This is a genomic window from Actinopolyspora biskrensis, from assembly GCF_013408175.1.
GTDB lineage: Bacteria > Actinomycetota > Actinomycetes > Mycobacteriales > Pseudonocardiaceae > Actinopolyspora > Actinopolyspora biskrensis.
In genome coordinates, this window is sequence record NZ_JACBYW010000002.1 from 153,398 (window position 1) to 169,742 (window position 16,345).

Below are 16,345 nucleotides of genomic sequence, written 5' to 3' on the forward strand. Positions count from 1 at the left end.
TGCGCTCCCGCGGGGCGGGGCCCGATGTTCCCGGTTTCGCACGATCGTGGGGATTCTCCGTTCGCGGCTCCGGTGTTTCCGGTTGACGAAGGGGCGGGGTGGGGTAATGTGACGTTGGTCGGGGAGATCTTTTTCGGTGTGGATCCGCGGGGAGTTCCGCGGGGTCCTGCCGCGCCGTGGGCGTCGTGGTCGGCGTGACTGTCGGTAGCGTAGGTGAGAGCAGGGGACGCACCGCTCGGAAAGCGGCTTCGGAGTTCGGCCGGCCCGTTGGCGGGGTTGGAGAGACACCGGGGAAACGCTGCTTTGCGCGTGCCGCGTGGTGGCGTGAACTCGGACGAACGAGCGCGTGGACTTCGGGGGGCCGTTCGAGAGGAATTCCCGTCCTGTCCGCCCCGGCCGGTTCGAAGAGGAGGGAAAAGCCACTGTGTCAGAAGTTCCGGGACGGGATTCCGAAGCGGAGGACGGGACGACGGGTTCCGCGGAGTCGGATTCGGACGTTGAGCGGCGGCACCTTCCGGTGTTGTTGGACCGGACGGTCCGGCTGTTCGAGCCGGTGCTGAGTGCTCGTCCCGGGGTGGTTCTCGACGCCACTCTCGGCATGGGCGGACACGCCGAAGCCCTGCTGCGTTCCTTCCCGGAAACGACCGTGGTGGGAGTCGACCGCGATCCGGAGGCGCTGGAACTGGCCCGCCGGCGTCTCGAGCCCTATTCGCGACGCGTGCGTCTGGTGCACGACGTCGCCGACCGTGTTCCGGAGATCCTGGCCGAGCAGGGCTTGTCCGGACTGGACGGAATTCTGTTCGACCTCGGTGTCTCCTCGTTGCAACTGGACGAGGCGGAACGCGGGTTCTCCTACTCCAGGGACGCTCCGCTGGACATGCGCATGGACAGTACCGCGGGGACCACTGCCGCCGACGTGCTCAACACGTACTCGAGGGGCGAGCTGACGAGGATATTGCGTGAGTACGGGGAGGAGAAGTTCGCCTCCAGGATCGCCGCGCGGATAGTGCGGGAACGCGATCGGGAACCGTTCGTGACGAGTGCGCGGCTGGTCCGGTTGGTCTACGACAGCGTTCCCGCGGCGAGCAGGCGCAGTGGAGGACATCCCGCCAAGCGCGCCTTCCAGGCCCTGCGCATCGAGGTGAACGGCGAGTTGGAGGTGCTGCGGCGTGCCCTTCCCGCGGGGATCGACTCGTTGAACGGGGGAGGGCGGATCGTGGTGATGTCGTACCACTCCTTGGAAGACCGGATCGTCAAACGCACCTTCGCGGAACGGGCCAAATCACGGACACCGCTGGATCTCCCGGTCGAGTTGCCCGGGCACGGCCCAGAGTTGCGCGTACTCACACGTGGTGCTGAATTCGCGGACGAGCAGGAGGTCGCGGCCAATCCCAGGGCGAGCTCGGTACGTCTGCGAGCCGCCGAGCGAATTCAGGAGGGGGTATGACGGCACCGACGCGTGGCGGAAACGAAGGGGAACGGAAGAGCGGTAGGCAACGGCAACGTACCGAGCAGCGCGGCAACAACCGGACCAATCGCAGAGGGCGTGTTCGTTCGGCCACCGCGGAGCGCGCCTACGAGCGCAAACGTGAGCGCGGCAAGCAACCCGAGCCTCGGCAGTCGGACGAGCGGGACTCCGAACGGCGCGGGAGGCGCCACGGGGAGAACCGGCGTGAGAAGGAGAGCTCGCGCCCCGGCCTCTCGGGAAGCGGAATCCTCCATTCGGGAGCCGGTGCCTTCTACCGGTTGTTGAGCAAAGTGGCTACCTCCCGTGCCGCCTTCGTGGGGACTGCCATGGTCGTGCTGGCCGCGGGCATCGTCACCACTCTGTGGTTGTCGATCGCCGCCGTGAGCAATTCGTACCGAATACAGGACTCGAAGGAACGGGTGCAGGCGCTGACCGAGCGAAAGGAGGACCTGATGCGTTCGGTCAGCAAGATGGGGTCCATCTCGGAGATCCAACAACGGGTCGAGGAAATGAACATGGTCCCCGCCCCGGATCCGGCTCATCTTGTGGTCGCTCCGGACGGATCGGTGCGCGTGGTCGGGGAGCCCAGCGCCGCCCCGATGCCGGACCCCCCGTCTTCGGGTCCCCCGTCCGAGGGTACCTCCTCGGAGGACCGGCGGCCGGATGACGTACGGAACGAACCCGGCCGGGAAGCGAACTCCGAGGACGCGGCGGATTCCGGCCGGTCCTCGTCGAACGATCCGTCGATGGAATAGCGAATATGGCTCGTCGCGACAGGCAACGTGGTACACCCCGACGCGGAGGCTCCAGGCGCGACACGTCCCGTCGTGCTCCGATGCGCCCGGCGACGGGCAAAAGTCAGGGCCGGAGTTCGAGCGGCTCGGGCGGAACCCGTTCCGCCCGGACTCCGCGGACCAAGGTCGCCGCGAGCAAGAGGCGCTTGGGCATCGGCAGGCTGCTGCTCGTGCTCGCCCTGGTCGCGACCGGAACGAAACTGGTGATCGTCCAGGGGTTCGAGGCGCGGGCGTTGTCGGAGCAGGCCAACGACCAGCTGGTGACCAAGCAGGCCATTCCGGCGGAGCGTGGCTCGATCACCGACGTGAACGGCAGAGTGCTCGCCTTCAGCGGTGAGGCCCGCAAGCTTTACGCCAATCCCCGGCTTCTCGACGAGCAGCAGCGCAAGGAGCGCGAGAAGAAGCCCTGGGCGCAAACGGGCCCGGAGAAGAAGCGGGCCATCGCCAAGGGCATCGCCGAGATCACCCACGGCAGGGTCCGGGAGCAGCAGGTCCTGGACGCGCTGTTCTCCGACCAGGAATTCCTCTACTTCGGGCCGTTGATCGACCCGGGGACGGCCCGGAGGATCCACGAGGAGTACCCGCAGATCGGCAGCGAGTACCGAGCCGTCCGGCGCTATCCGGCGGGGTCGGTCGCGGCGAACATCGTGGGAGCCGCCTCCTGGCGCAAGGGGGAGAGCAAGATCCGCGGAACAGTGGGCCTGGAGAACGCGCTGGACAAGAAGCTGACCGGCGAGGACGGAGTCAAGATCTCGGACACGGCCATGGGCAGCAGTCTGGTCATCCCGGGAACCAAGAAGATCAAGGCCGCCGAGCCCGGTTCGGACGTGCGGTTGACTCTCGATTCCGATCTGCAGTTCGTGCTGAACCGGAAACTGGCGTCCTACGTCGAGGCGAGAGGAGCGTCCGGAGGCAGCGCGGTCGTGCTCGACACGAAGACCGGCAAGGTGCGCGCGCTGGCCAACGCCGATTCCTCGGAGCCCGAGGACCAGTCCAGCAGGGCTTCGCGGAACCTGAGCAACCGGGCGGTGACCACGCCGTACGAACCGGGCTCCGTGAACAAGTTGATCACGGCCGCGGGGGCGATCGAACACGACATCGTGGAACCGGACACGGTGCTGCACGTCCCGGACGAGATCAAGATGGGCGGTGCCACGATCCATGACGCCTGGGACCACGAGACTCTTCCGCTGACTTTCAGGGGGGTACTGGCCAAATCCTCCAACGTGGGGACTCTGAAGACCGCGCGAAAGCTCGGCAAGGACCGCTTCGCGGACCTGATCCACAAGTTCGGCCTGGGGGAGAAGACCGGTATCGCGTTGCCGGGTGAGAGTCCGGGGACGGTTCCCGCACGTAAACAGTGGTCGGACACGAGGTTCGCGAATCTGCCGATCGGTCAGGGACTCTCGATGACCGTGCTGCAGATGGCCGGTATGTATCAGGCGATCGCCAACGACGGGGTGCGGATCCCGCCGCGGATCGTCGAATCGACGGTGCGACCCGACGGTACGGAGGTCGCCCAGCCGCGTCCCGAAGGAGTTCGGGTGGTCGGAGAGCAGACCGCCGATACGGTCAGGAACATGCTGCGCTCCGTCGTCCAGGAGGGCACCGAGCAGGGGGGTACCGCTCCGGAGGCCGCTCTGCCCGGTTACCAGATCGCGGGCAAGACGGGGACGGCGCAAAAACCGGACCCCTCGTGTGGCTGCTACAGCAATTCCAAGCACTGGGTGACGTTCGCGGGCACGGTCCCCGCGGACGATCCGAGGTACGTGGTCGGCATCATGCTCGACGAACCGGAGAGCACCCGCTCGGTCGGGCCGCTGTTCCACGACGTGGCGGCCGATCTGACACGTCGCTACGACATTCCGCTTTCCTCGGAACCCGCTCCGAGGAAGACACTGCAGAAACGTTGAGTCACGAAGGGCTCGGCATTCGAAGCAGCCACTCCGCCGGGGACTTCGAAGGAGGCTCGCACGGAGGAGGTCGGCGGGAATGCGGAGGAGAGGTTTCATCTCCTCCTTTCGGGGCAGAAGGTACGACTGCTCGGGGGACGCGCCCACCGTAAGGCTGCTCCTCCGAGCGGTACAGGTAACCTTTTCGCCGTGCCTTCCGCGGTTGCGATTTCCCCGCCTCGTCCATCGCGTGTCGAGCCGGTGAGCATTCAGCAGTTAGCCGAATCGACCGGTGCCCGCGTGGTCCGCATCACCGAACCGGCGGACTCCGCCGTGAGCGCCCCGGTCGAAGTGAGCGGCGTCACTTTGCGTGCTCAACATGTCGTTGCCGGTGACCTGTTCGCCGCGCTGCCCGGCGCCCGCACTCACGGTGCGGAGCACGCCGCTGCTGCCCTCGACGCGGGGGCCCGCGCCGTGGTCACGGACGAGGAGGGAATGAGCACGGCGGCGTTGACCGAGCACTCCTCCGTGGCCGGGGGCGATGTTCCGTTGCTGGTGCATCCCGAACCGCGTCGTGTCCTCGGAGCGCTGGCTGCCGAGATCTACGGCAGGCCCTCCGAACGGCTCTCCGTGCTCGGCATAACGGGCACCTCGGGAAAGACCACCACGAGTTACCTGGCCGAGGCCGCGCTGCGACGGGCGGGCTTCGTCACCGGGCTGATCGGCACGGTCGAGACCCGCGTGGCCGGCGTCCGTCTCGACAGCGCGTTCACCACCCCGGAAGCTCCCGACCTGCAGGCCCTGCTGGCCGTGATGGCCGAACGCGGTGTCACGCACGTGGTCATGGAGGTATCCAGTCACGCGTTGGCGCTGGGCAGGGTTTCCGGGGTCGATTTCGCCGCGGGCGGTTTCACCAATCTTTCCAGGGATCACCTGGATTTCCACAGTGACCTGGAGGACTACTTCGCCGCCAAGGCCATGCTGTTCGACGGTCGCTGTGCGCGTGAGGTGGTGTGCCTCGACACCGACTGGGGGCGGCGGCTGGTCCGTTCCGGGGTGGTCACGGTCGCGACCGAGGGGCGAGATGCCGACTGGACCGCCAACGGAGTGGTGGCCCATCCGAGCGGGGAGCAGCATTTCACGGCGAGTGGTCCGGACAACGCTCGTGTGGAGATCCGGCTACGCTTGCCGGGAGCGTTCAACGTCGCCAACGCTCTGCTCGCCACTGCCATGTTGTGGGAACTCGGTGTGGACGGCAGCGCCGTCGCCGAAGGACTGGCCGAGGTGGACGTTCCGGGACGCATGGAGCGTGTCGCGCTGGGACAGGACTTCGCCGCGGTGGTGGACTACTCGCACAAGCCCGATGCCGTCGAGGCCGTGCTGGAAGCGGCGCGGGCTCAAGCGGCGGGGAGGGTGCTCGTCGTGCTCGGCTGTGGCGGTGACAGGGACACGGCCAAGCGCCCCGTCATGGGTGCCACAGCGGCACGGTCGGCGGACCTGCTGATAGTGACGGACGACAATCCCCGCGGTGAGGATCCGGCGGGGATCAGAGCGAGCGTGCTCGGCGGAGCGGCGGAAGTGGCCGAGGAAGAACGCGCCGTGCTGTGTGAGATCGCCGATCGGCGGACGGCGATCAACGAGGTGGTGCTTCGTGCGCGCGGAGGCGACGTCGTCGTGGTCGCGGGGAAGGGGCACGAAACCGGCCAGGAGGTGGCCGGGGTGACCCACCCCTTCTCGGACCGGGACGAGTTGGTGGCCGCGTTGCGCGAACGACTTGAAGGTCCGGAAGGGACGGAAACCACCGCCGTGCGGTGGTCCCCGGAGAAGAACCGGGGAAGTGACGAGGAGGCAAGGTGATCCGGCTCAGCCTCGACGAGATCGCTGAGGTAGTCGGTGGCAGACTGCACCGCGCCGACGGTAGCGAGGTCGTCACCGCGGCCGTCGAGTTCGATTCAAGGAAGATACGTCCCGGTGGGCTGTTCGTGGCGGTGCCGGGGGAACACGTCGACGGGCACCGGTTCGCGGAGAGTGCCGTCGCGGACGGAGCGGTCGCCGTGCTCGCGGCGAGGGAAGTGGATGCCCCCGCTGTGATCGTTCCGCCCGTCGACGCGGCCGAACGGGCGCGTGCGATGGCTCTGGCCGGCGACACGGACGGCTCGGGGGCCGCCGTGCTGGTCGCCATGGCGCGACTCGCCCGCCTGGTGGTCGATCGGTTGGAGCGGCTCACGGTCGTGGGGGTCACCGGTTCCTCCGGCAAGACCTCGACCAAGGACCTGGTCGCGCAGTTGCTCGAACCCTCGGGACCGACCGTGGCTCCGCCCGGATCGTTCAACAACGAGATCGGGCACCCCTGGACGGTGCTGCGTGCGGACGAGGACACCCGCCACCTGGTTCTGGAGCTGTCCGCTCGTGGGACGGGGCACATCGCGGAGCTGTGCGAATCGGCCCCGCCCCGTGTGGGCGTGGTGCTCAACGTCGGCAGTGCCCATCTCGGCGAGTTCGGTTCGCGGGAGGCCGTGGCCAGGGCAAAGGGCGAGCTGGTCGAGGCACTGCCCGCCGCGGACGACGGTGGGGTCGCGGTGTTGAACGCCGACGACCCGGCTGTGGCGGCCATGGCCCAGCGCACCGACGCGCGGGTGTTGCGGTTCGGGCAACGCCCGGACGCCCAGGTCAGGGCCGAGGACGTCGAGCTCGACGAACAGGCGCGTCCCGGATTCACGCTGGTCACTCCGGAGGGGCGGGCGACGGTGCGACTGCCGTTGCACGGTGAGCACCACGTCGGTAACGCGTTGGCCGCGGCCGCGGTGGCCAGGGAGGCCGGAGTCACCGTCGAGCAGACCGCCGATCGTCTGGGGCGGATACGCCAGCTGTCCGGCAAGCGGATGGAGGTCACCGAGACTCCGGCGGGGACTACGGTGATCAACGACGCTTACAACGCCAACCCGGAATCGGTGCGGGCCGCTTTGAAGGCTCTCGCCTCGATGACGCACGGTGGTCCGGGTAGGAGTTGGGCCGTTCTCGGCGTGCTGGGCGAGTTGGGTGACGAGACGGCCGCCGCGCACGACGAGATCGGGCGGCTGGCCGTGCGGCTGAACATCGATCGTCTGGTCGTGGTCGGTGATCAGGCCCGTGCCATGCACCAGGGTGCCGCGTTGGAAGGTTCTTGGGGAGAGGAGTCGATTCTGGTACCGGACGTCGAGGCCGCCGTCGGGTTGTTGCGGGACGAGTTGCGGCCCGATGATGCCGTGTTGATCAAGGCGTCCAACGCGGCGGCGCTGTGGCGCGTCGCCGAGGAACTGACGGGATCCACCGCGCGGGCATCCGTCGAGGACGACCCCGCGCGAGGCGGTGGTACGACGTGAAGAGCATTCTCGTCGCCGCGGCCGTCGGTCTGGTCGTCTCCATCCTCTTCACCCCGTATCTCATCAAGGTCTTCTCGAAACAGGGCTTCGGCCAGGAGATCCGCGAGGAGGTGCAGAAGTCCCACTCGTCCAAGCGAGGGACCCCCACGATGGGGGGAATGGCGATTCTCGTCGCCATGTGGGTCGGATACCTGGCGACTCATGTGACGGTGTCCGACGCGCTTCCCAGCATCACCGCGCTGCTGGTCCTCGGGCTGACCACGATGCTCGGCGTCGTCGGATTCCTGGACGACTTCATCAAGATTCGCAAGCGCCGTAACCTGGGACTGAACAAGACGGCGAAGCTGGTCGGCCAGATGCTGTCCTCGGTCCTGTTCGCCGTCCTGGCCCTGCAGTTCGCCGACAGGAACGGTTTCACACCCGCTTCGGACAACCTGTCGTTCATCCGTGACATCAACGTGGTCTCCTTCGGCCTCATCGGTTTCGTGGTGTTCGCCTACGTCGCCATCAGCGGCTGGTCCAACGCGGTGAACTTCACCGACGGCATGGACGGTCTGGCCGGAGGAACGGCCGCGATGGTGCTGGCCAGTTACGTACTGATCTCCTTCTGGCAGTTCCGCAACTCCTGCCAGCTGGCTTCCGAACTCGGGCCGGCCTGCTACCAGGTGCGTGATCCGCTGGACGTCGCCGTGGTGTCCGCGGCGGCCATGGGGTCCTGCGTCGGATTCCTCTGGTGGAACGCGGCACCGGCCAAGATCTTCATGGGCGATACCGGTTCGCTGGCCATCGGTGGGCTGGTCGCCGGGCTTTCGATGACGACCCGGACGGAACTGCTGATGATCGTCATCGGCGGTCTGTTCGTCGTCGAGGCCCTGTCGGTGGTGTTGCAGATCGTGGTTTTCCGTACGTCGCGCAGGCGGCTGTTCCGGATGGCTCCGTTCCACCACCACTTCGAGCTCGCGGGGTGGGCCGAGACCTCGGTGATCATCCGGTTCTGGATACTGGGTGCGATCAGTTGCCTGTTCGGAGTGGGACTGTTCTACGCCGACTGGCTGTCCTTGGCCGGCGGGACCTGATGAGACCCGGTTCCCGGGGCGATCGAGCCGTGACGAGCGGGCCGGGGGAGTTCAGGACGCGGGCCTGCGCCGAACGGCACATCTTTCACGCGGATCGTTGGTGAGGTCATGAGCAAGGTGGGTGCACGAGTTCTGGTCGCCGGCGCCGGGGTGTCCGGCAGATCGGCGGCCGAGGCGTTACTCGCCGAGGGGGCCGCCGTCACGATCACGGACGCGTCCGAGGAACGACTGGCTGACCTCTCCGAGTTGCGGCGACGCGGCGCGGAACTGCGCACCGCCCTGACCGAGCCCCCGGCGGGAACCGATCTCGTGGTCACCAGTCCGGGCTGGCGCCCGGACGCTCCGCTGCTCGAGGCCGCTGCCTCCGCCGGGATCGAGGTGATCGGCGAGATCGAACTCGCCTGGCGGATCGACCGCGCGAGTTCCGAACCGGCCGTGTGGCTCGCCGTCACGGGCACGAACGGTAAAACCACCACGGTGGGCATGCTCGAGTCGGTCCTGCGTTCCGCGGGCCTCGACGCGGTCGCCTGCGGCAACGTCGGCCTGCCCGCCGTCGACGCCGTGCGCGCGGGGCACGGAGTGCTGGCCGTGGAGTTGTCGAGTTTCCAGTTGCACTGGTCGAACACACTGTCCCCGCACGCGGGGGTGGTGCTCAACCTGGCCGACGACCACCTGGACTGGCACGGTTCGCTGCACGCCTACGGTCTCGCCAAGTCGGCCGTCTACCGGGGGAACGTCCTCTCCGTGTACAACGCCGACGACGAGGCCTCGACGAGGTTGACCGAGAAGTACGCCACGGCGACCGCCGTCGGTATCACCACGGGTGAGCCGAGGCGCGGACAGCTCGGTGTCGTGGGGGAGGAACTACGCGACCGGGCCTTTCCGGGCGGTGGAGCGGACGGGGCCGTTTCCACGCACCTCGCCGGGGTGGGCGACATCCGTCAGGTGGGGGCGCACAACCTCTCCAACGCGCTCGCCGCCTGTGCGCTCGCCCGCGCCCACGGTGTTTCCCCCGCGGCCTGCTCCGCGGGGCTGCGCGACTTCGCCCCCGGCGAGCACCGTTCGGTCGTCGTGGGCGAAGCCGACGAGGTGGTCTACGTCGACGACTCCAAGGCGACCAACCCGCACGCCGCCTCGGCAGCCCTGCGCGCGCATTCCAGCGTGGTGTGGATCGCGGGTGGCCTGTTGAAGGGCGCCGACGTCGACGAACTGGTGCGTACCCACGCGCGGCGCTTCCTGGCGGTCGTGCTCATCGGCACCGACAGCTGGCTCATCGCCGACTCGCTGCGGCGGAACGCGCCGGACGTCCCCGTGGTGAGCGTCCCTCCGGAGCGCGAGTCGGCCATGTCGGAAGCCGTACGTCTGGCCGCCGACCACGCCGAACCGGGAACGGCCGTGGTGCTGGCCCCCGCCGCCGCGTCGATGGACATGTACACCGACTACGCCCACAGGGGGCGGGAGTTCACCGAGTCCGTGCGTGCGGTGCTGGCCGAGTCCGCCGTGGACCGGGCCGAACGGCACAGGGGGTGATCAGTCGTGGCGGCCGAGAACATCAGCGGTTCTCGTGGGCATGGCGGCGGTTCTCGTGAACGCGGCAGGCAGGGGCTCGGTGACGGTCTGCGCGGAGTGAGTTCGGCACTGACCGCCTGGTTGACCAGGCCGCTCGCCTCGTTTCACCTGTTGCTCGCGGTGTTCGGTCTGTTGACGGCGTTCGGCCTGGTGATGGTGCTTTCCGCGTCCAGCGTGGAGTCGTTCAACGAGGAGGGGTCCTCCTACAGCATCTTCCTGAGCCACCTGGTGCACTGTCTGGTCGGTGCGGTGGGATGCTACGTCGCCATGCGCATGCCCGTGTGGGCGCTGCGTCGTTTCAGCCATGTGCTGCTGTTGATCTGTCTCCTGCTGCTCGTGCTCGTCCTCACCGGTTTGGGGGCGTCCGACAACGGGGCGCAGAGTTGGTTCGTGCTCGGGCCGATCTCGTTCCAGCCGGTGGAACCCGCCAAGATCGCCCTCGCGCTGTGGGGGGCGCACGTGCTGGTGACCAAACGCGCTCTGCTCGGGCAGTACCGGCACCTGCTCGTTCCGGTGGTCCCCGCGGCCCTGCTGATATTCGCCCTCGTGATGATGCAGCCGGACCTCGGTTCCACGGTGCTGCTGGGGGTGGTGCTGCTCGCGCTCCTGTGGTTCGCGGGGGCTCCGCTGCGGCTGTTCAGCGCGGTCCTGCTGGGAGGCGTCACCGCCGCCACGGTGCTGATCACCGTTGGGGGGTACCAGATGGGCCGGGTCACTTCGTTCCTGAACCCGGGGGCCGACCCCCAGGGAGCCGGTTTCCAGTCGAACCAGGCGTTGCTGGCTCTCGCGGACGGCGGACTGTTCGGCGAGGGGCTCGGACGTGGTTGGTCCAAGTGGCAGTACCTGCCGGAGGCCGACAACGACTTCATTTTCGCGGTGCTCGGGGAGGAACTCGGGTTCGTCGGTTGTGCCGTGGTGCTGGTCCTGTTCGGCACCGTCGCCTACGTGGGGATGCGGATCGCCAGCCGCAACACCGATCCGTGGATCAGGCTGGTCGCGGCGACCCTGACCACGTGGTTGGTGGCCCAGGCGGCCATCAACATCGGCTACGTGGTCGGGCTGCTCCCCGTCACGGGGCTTCCGCTGCCGTTGATCTCCTCGGGAGGCAGCTCCGTGGTCACGACGATGATCGTTTTCGGGCTGCTGGCCAACTGCGCCAGACACGAGCCCGAGGCCATCGCCGCGTTGCGGTCCCTGGGGCCGGGCAGGGTCGGAAAACTGCTGCGCCTTCCAACCCCGACTCCGTATCGGCCCCCGGCGCCGCGACGTTCGACCAACAACACGGCCGCCAAACAACGCGGCCCCCAGCCCGCCAAGCCTTCCGGGAAGTCGGGGGCCGGTGGTGGTTCGCGAGCGGGGAAGCAACGACAGAGCGCAGCACGGGGTCCGAGAAGGGCCCGCTCGGCACGATGAGCGGAACGGCTGTGCACGGTTCCGTTCGCCCTGCCGGGGACATACGTGAGAGCGGCGGCGGAAGCACACGACGCCGCACGAACCCCGAGTTACGAGGAGGACTTCGTTGAGCACACAGCAACCGGGCTCCCCGGCCGGTCGAGAGGACTCGTCCGCTCCGGAGCGGAAGGGGCCGACCGTGGTAGTCGCGGGCGGGGGTACGGCCGGACACATAGAACCGGCGATGGCCCTGGCCGACGCGGTGCGCAGGCTTCGGCCGGACGCTCGTGTGGTGGCGCTCGGCACGGAGCGCGGGCTGGAGACCGACATCGTGCCGAGGAGGGGGTACCCGCTCGAACTCGTCCCCCCGGTGCCGATGCCCCGGAAGGCCAGCCCGGAACTGCTGCGGATGCCGCTGAAGGTCCGTGATTCGGTCCGCCGGACCCGTGAGGTCCTGGACCGGGTGGGGGCAGATGTGGTCGTCGGTTTCGGTGGCTACGTCTCCCTGTCCGCGTACCTCGGCGCCAGGGGGAGGGTCCCGATCGTCGTGCACGAGGCCAACGCGCGGGCCGGGCTGTCCAACAAGGTCGGAGCACGTCTGGCGGAGCGCGTGCTGGCCGCCGTGCCGGACAGCGGCTTACCCGGGGCGAGCACCATAGGGATCCCGCTGCGGGAGTCGATCACCACGCTGGACCGTGCCGCGCTGCGGGAACAGGCGCGGGCCCACTACGGTCTGGACCCCCGTGCCCCCACGGTGCTCGTTTTCGGCGGTTCGCAGGGTGCGCAGACGTTGAACACCGCTTTCTCCGGGGCGGCCGACGCGCTCGGACGGGCCGGGGTAGGGGTGCTGCACGCGCACGGCCCGAAGAACACCGTCGCGGTGCAGGAAGTGGCGGGGGCACCTCCCTACGTGCCCGTGCCCTACCTCGAGCGGATGGACCTGGCCTACGCCGCGGCCGATCTAGTTGTCTGCCGTTCCGGTGCCATGACGGTGGCCGAGGTCTCCGCTGTGGGGCTGCCCGCGGTGTTCGTGCCGTTGCCCCACGGGAACGGGGAACAGGCGTTGAACGCCCAGCCCGTCGTCAGCGCGGGCGGAGCGCGGATGATCACCGACGAGGAACTGACGCCGCAGCGCGTCATCGACGAGGTGCTACCTTTGGCCTGCGACCCCGACATGCTGGCGCGGATGAACCGCGCGACGCTGGAGACCGGCCACCGAGAAGCCGATCGGGTGCTGGCCAAAACCGTACTGGAGGTGGCCGCGCAGTGAACGGTGACGCAGCCGGCGGACGGGCCGGACGGAGTTCCGCGGAGGAGGCGCTCGCGCCGACGACGGACGAGTTGCTGTCCCACCTGCACCTGGTCGGAATCGGGGGGGCGGGGATGAGCGGAATCGCTCGCATCCTGCTGGCCCGGGGAGAACGGGTTTCCGGCTCGGACGCCCGCGACTCCCGCACCGTGCTCGCGCTGCGGACCCAGGGGGCCAGGGTCGGGGTCGGCCATCACGAGGACAACCTGGACCAGTACGCCACCCCACCGAGCGCCGTGGTCGTCTCCACCGCGATCGATGCGGAGAATCCGGAGTTGGTGGGGGCACGCGAGCGTGGCATCCCCGTGCTGGGGCGCGCCGAGGCGCTGGCCGCGCTGATGCGTGATCACCGGGTCGCCTGCGTGACCGGCACCCACGGCAAGACCTCCACGACCTCGATGCTCACGGTCGCCCTGCAGCACTGCAGGCTCGATCCGTCCTTCGCGATCGGTGGTGATCTCAACGACTCGGGGGCGAACGCCCACCACGGCGACGGAGGCGTGTTCGTGGCCGAAGCCGACGAGAGCGACGGGTCCTTTCTCGCGTTCTCGCCCGAGGTCGCCGTGGTTACCAATGTGGAGCCCGACCACCTCGACCACCACGGCACCATCGAGGCCTACACCGAGGTGTTCGAGAGGTTCGTCGAGCGCGTCGAGCCGGGTGGGGTGCTGATCGCAGGGGTGGACGATCCCGGAGCGGCGGCTCTCGCCGACCGGGCCGAAAGCGCCGGTTTCCGCGTCCGTCGTTACGGCTCAGCGGTCGTGGGCGACGACGACGCACGACTCGTCGGATATCACCCCCGCCACGGCAGGAGCCTGGTCGAGTTGCGGCTCGGTGAAGGTGGGGTCACCCGGTCCGTGGAGTTGTTCGTCTCCGTGCCGGGGGAGCACATGGCCGGCAACGCGGTGGCGGCGTTGCTCGCGGGGCTCGAGTTGGGGGCGCCGCTGGACGGGCTGCTGGAGGGGCTGGCCGCGTTCGGCGGGGTGCGTCGTCGTTTCGAGTTCAAGGGCAGGGCCGACGGGGTGCGTGTCTACGACGACTACGCCCACCACCCCACGGAGGTGCGCGTGCAGCTGCGCGCCGCCCGTACCGAGGTGGACTCCGGCAGGCTCGTCGTGGTTTTCCAGCCGCACCTGTTCTCCAGGACCGCTGCTTTCGCGGAGGAGTTCGCCGAGGCGCTGGCCCTGGCCGACGAGGTGGTGGTGCTCGATGTCTACGGGGCGAGGGAACAACCGCAGCCCGGCGTTTCCGGGGAGTTGATCTCCGAGGCCGTGCCCCTGCCCCGGGAGCGGGTGCACTACGAGCCGTCGATCGCCGAGGTGCCCCTCCGGATCGCCGAGTTGGTTCGCCCCGGCGACGTCGTGCTGACCATGGGCGCGGGCGACGTCACCATGCTCGGCCCGGAGATCCTGACCGAAGTGGGCAACCGGAGCACGACGCGATCGGAACCGAGTGACACGGAGCCGTCATGAGGGAGCCGGGGCGGGGACGTTCCCCCGGGGGACGTACGAGCTCGCGGACACGGGGACGCCGTGACGGGAACGAGGCCTCGGGCGGGTTCCGGGTCGGCCGTTGGGTCGTTCTCGTCGCGCTCGCTCTGATCACCACGGGTACCGTGCTCGTCTTCTTCACCCCGGTTCTCGGAGTGCGTTCGGTGCGGGTGAGCGGTACCGAGGTGCTCGATTCGGCCCGGGTGCGCCAGGTGGCCTCCATCGACGAGGGCACTCCGATAGTGCGAGTGGACCGCGCGGCCGTCCGCGAGCGGGTGACGGGGATCTCCCGAGTGGAATCCGCCAGTGTGCGGTTGGTTTGGCCCTCGACCGTGCGGGTCCGTGTCGCGGAGCGTGAACCGGTCCTGTTCGAACGGCTATCCGAGGGAGTCCGACTGGTCGACGACAACGGGGTCGGTTTCGCGGAGGCGCCCGAACGGCCCCGGGAGATGCCCGAACTCCGCCTTCCGGAGGACAGTGGCGAGCAACGGACCGAAGACGCGGTCACGGCGTTCACCTCGCTGGACGAGGAGGTCCGGCAGCAGGTCCGGGTGGTGGAGCTGGACGGCTCCGGCCGGGTGCGGTTGTTGTTGACGAGGGGGCGCACCGTCGAGTGGGGCAGCGCGCGCGAGTCGGAGCTCAAGGCCGCCGTGCTTCCCGCGCTGCTCACCCGGGAGGGCAGGATTTACGACGTCACGGCTCCGGAGCTGCCCACCGTGTCCTGAGTGGCTCACCTCGGAGAGCGCACGGGTGTTCCCGGGGGGGAGTCGGCAGCGCCTCCCCCCGGTGGGAAGCCGTCAGTTCGCGCCGGTGTAGAGGTGGTACTCGGTTTCCAGCGAGCCCAGCGTCACCGGAACAGCACGTTGTTCCACGGCGCCGAAAACCTCGCGGACGGACTCGGCCAGCTCGGGAGCCGGGGCGGACGACCAGACGGCCAGCAGCCCTCCGGGGCCCAGCTTGTCACGGCACTGCCGCAAGAAGCTCGTTCCGTACACGGAGGCGTTCTCGGAACGCACCAGGTACCCGGGGCCGTTGTCCACATCGAGCAGGACTATGTCCAGGGTGGAGTCCCGCTGTTCGGACACCGATTCGGTGATCTCCGCGGTGTGCAAAGTCACACGTTCGTCGAAGCGATCGGCGGCGACCTCGGGCACCAGGCCCTGCCGGAACCACTCCACGACCGCCGGTTCGACCTCGGACACGACAACCCCGTCGACATCGGAGTAGCCGAGCACCTCGTGCAGCGTGAAACCGAGGCCGAGGCCGCCGATGAGTACCCTTGTGCCACCTTGCGGGGGCTTCCTGGAACCGAGGAACGCGTCGAGGGCGTCGCGGGCCAGCGCGCGTTCGCTGGCCGTGTGCGCGGTGTCCATGACGAACACACCGTTGACCCGCAGTTCGAGCGTTCCGTCCTCCCGGCGCGACAGCACCGTCTCGCCACGGGGGGAGTGCGCTGTCGCCACTCGTTCACCTGCCACGCTCGGCACCACCCTTCCTGTCGCGGCCCGGTGCGATTGTCCTCCGTGGCGGCCGGTGTCCCCGCGGGGTCCCCGGTGGACGGAGGGCAGCGGTTCCGAGCTCCCCGTTGAAGTTCTCCGCTCGTCCTCCTCGTGGGCGGTTGCTCGGCGGCGCCGCTGCTCGGACGGAAGCTCCGGCGCTGCCGGCCCCGAGAGCACCACGCCAGTCCGCGACACGACGGGAACGCGTCAACCAGCTGAGCGGAGCGTGTCCGGAAAGCGGAGAACGTCCCGCCGTGCCTCGTTCGTGGACCGACCACGATGGACGTAGCCCGTTCCGAACCCCTTCGCGGTACGGTGTGAACCGTGGTCGTGATACGGCGGAATGAATGCGTTCGAGGTGTCGTGGTGTGGGGCGCGGGCACTTCCTAGACGTTGGGACGGCGTTCGTGGCTGGATGGTGTCGGCGACACGCGGCAGCGGCCATCGGCGTGGCTGCTGGACTAGTCCCGGCCGCGATGCCTAACGTCCGATCA

12 protein-coding genes are annotated in these 16,345 nt (G+C 68.6%); 11 read left to right on the forward strand and 1 reads right to left on the reverse strand.

The genetic code is table 11. From position 1 onward, the window contains the following. Positions 1 to 424: 424 nt before the first annotated feature. From rsmH to FHR84_RS06510, 11 genes are all read left to right on the forward strand, one after another. On the forward strand, positions 425 to 1,447 hold the full coding sequence (gene rsmH, locus FHR84_RS06460; protein WP_425489865.1) for a 16S rRNA (cytosine(1402)-N(4))-methyltransferase RsmH: 1,023 nt from the start codon (positions 425 to 427) through the stop codon (positions 1,445 to 1,447). Further along, entirely contained in the window at positions 1,444 to 2,223 is a 780-nt protein-coding gene (ftsL, locus tag FHR84_RS06465) for a cell division protein FtsL (protein ID WP_179534559.1), read from the forward strand. The genes rsmH and ftsL overlap by 4 nt, the downstream gene beginning before the upstream one ends. Positions 2,224 to 2,303: 80 nt before the next feature. Next, a complete protein-coding gene (locus tag FHR84_RS06470) occupies positions 2,304 to 4,175 on the forward strand; it encodes a peptidoglycan D,D-transpeptidase FtsI family protein (protein WP_246300302.1) in 1,872 nt (623 codons plus the stop codon). A gap of 240 nt (positions 4,176 to 4,415) precedes the next feature. After that, positions 4,416 to 6,011 (forward strand): UDP-N-acetylmuramoyl-L-alanyl-D-glutamate--2,6-diaminopimelate ligase, encoded by a 1,596-nt coding sequence (locus FHR84_RS06475; protein WP_179534560.1) that lies wholly within the window; start codon positions 4,416 to 4,418, stop codon positions 6,009 to 6,011. Then, positions 6,008 to 7,516, forward strand: coding sequence for a UDP-N-acetylmuramoyl-tripeptide--D-alanyl-D-alanine ligase (locus FHR84_RS06480; RefSeq protein ID WP_179534561.1), 1,509 nt, complete (start codon positions 6,008 to 6,010; stop codon positions 7,514 to 7,516). Before FHR84_RS06475 ends, FHR84_RS06480 begins: the two co-directional genes overlap by 4 nt. Then, positions 7,513 to 8,592: a phospho-N-acetylmuramoyl-pentapeptide-transferase gene (mraY, locus tag FHR84_RS06485; protein WP_179534562.1), complete on the forward strand. Its 1,080-nt coding sequence runs from the start codon at positions 7,513 to 7,515 to the stop codon at positions 8,590 to 8,592. Before FHR84_RS06480 ends, mraY begins: the two co-directional genes overlap by 4 nt. 108 nt (positions 8,593 to 8,700) lie before the next feature. Next, positions 8,701 to 10,122, forward strand: coding sequence for a UDP-N-acetylmuramoyl-L-alanine--D-glutamate ligase (gene murD, locus FHR84_RS06490; protein ID WP_179534563.1), 1,422 nt, complete (start codon positions 8,701 to 8,703; stop codon positions 10,120 to 10,122). Positions 10,123 to 10,128: 6 nt separating this feature from the next. Beyond that, on the forward strand, positions 10,129 to 11,574 hold the full coding sequence (ftsW, locus tag FHR84_RS06495; protein WP_179534564.1) for a putative lipid II flippase FtsW: 1,446 nt from the start codon (positions 10,129 to 10,131) through the stop codon (positions 11,572 to 11,574). Positions 11,575 to 11,680: 106 nt separating this feature from the next. Further along, positions 11,681 to 12,823: an undecaprenyldiphospho-muramoylpentapeptide beta-N-acetylglucosaminyltransferase gene (murG, locus tag FHR84_RS06500; protein WP_179534565.1), complete on the forward strand. Its 1,143-nt coding sequence runs from the start codon at positions 11,681 to 11,683 to the stop codon at positions 12,821 to 12,823. Beyond that, the gene (gene murC / locus FHR84_RS06505; protein ID WP_425489866.1) at positions 12,820 to 14,334 is read left to right on the forward strand and encodes a UDP-N-acetylmuramate--L-alanine ligase; all 1,515 of its coding nucleotides are present in this window, start codon (positions 12,820 to 12,822) and stop codon (positions 14,332 to 14,334) included. The genes murG and murC overlap by 4 nt, the downstream gene beginning before the upstream one ends. Continuing rightward, positions 14,331 to 15,077 (forward strand): cell division protein FtsQ/DivIB, encoded by a 747-nt coding sequence (locus tag FHR84_RS06510; RefSeq protein ID WP_179534566.1) that lies wholly within the window; start codon positions 14,331 to 14,333, stop codon positions 15,075 to 15,077. Before murC ends, FHR84_RS06510 begins: the two co-directional genes overlap by 4 nt. A gap of 72 nt (positions 15,078 to 15,149) precedes the next feature. Here the strand turns inward: FHR84_RS06510 and FHR84_RS06515 are convergent, their stop codons facing one another. Next, on the reverse strand, positions 15,150 to 15,830 hold the full coding sequence (locus FHR84_RS06515; RefSeq protein WP_343075175.1) for a spermidine synthase: 681 nt from the start codon (positions 15,828 to 15,830) through the stop codon (positions 15,150 to 15,152). Between the last annotated feature and the right edge of the window lie 515 nt (positions 15,831 to 16,345).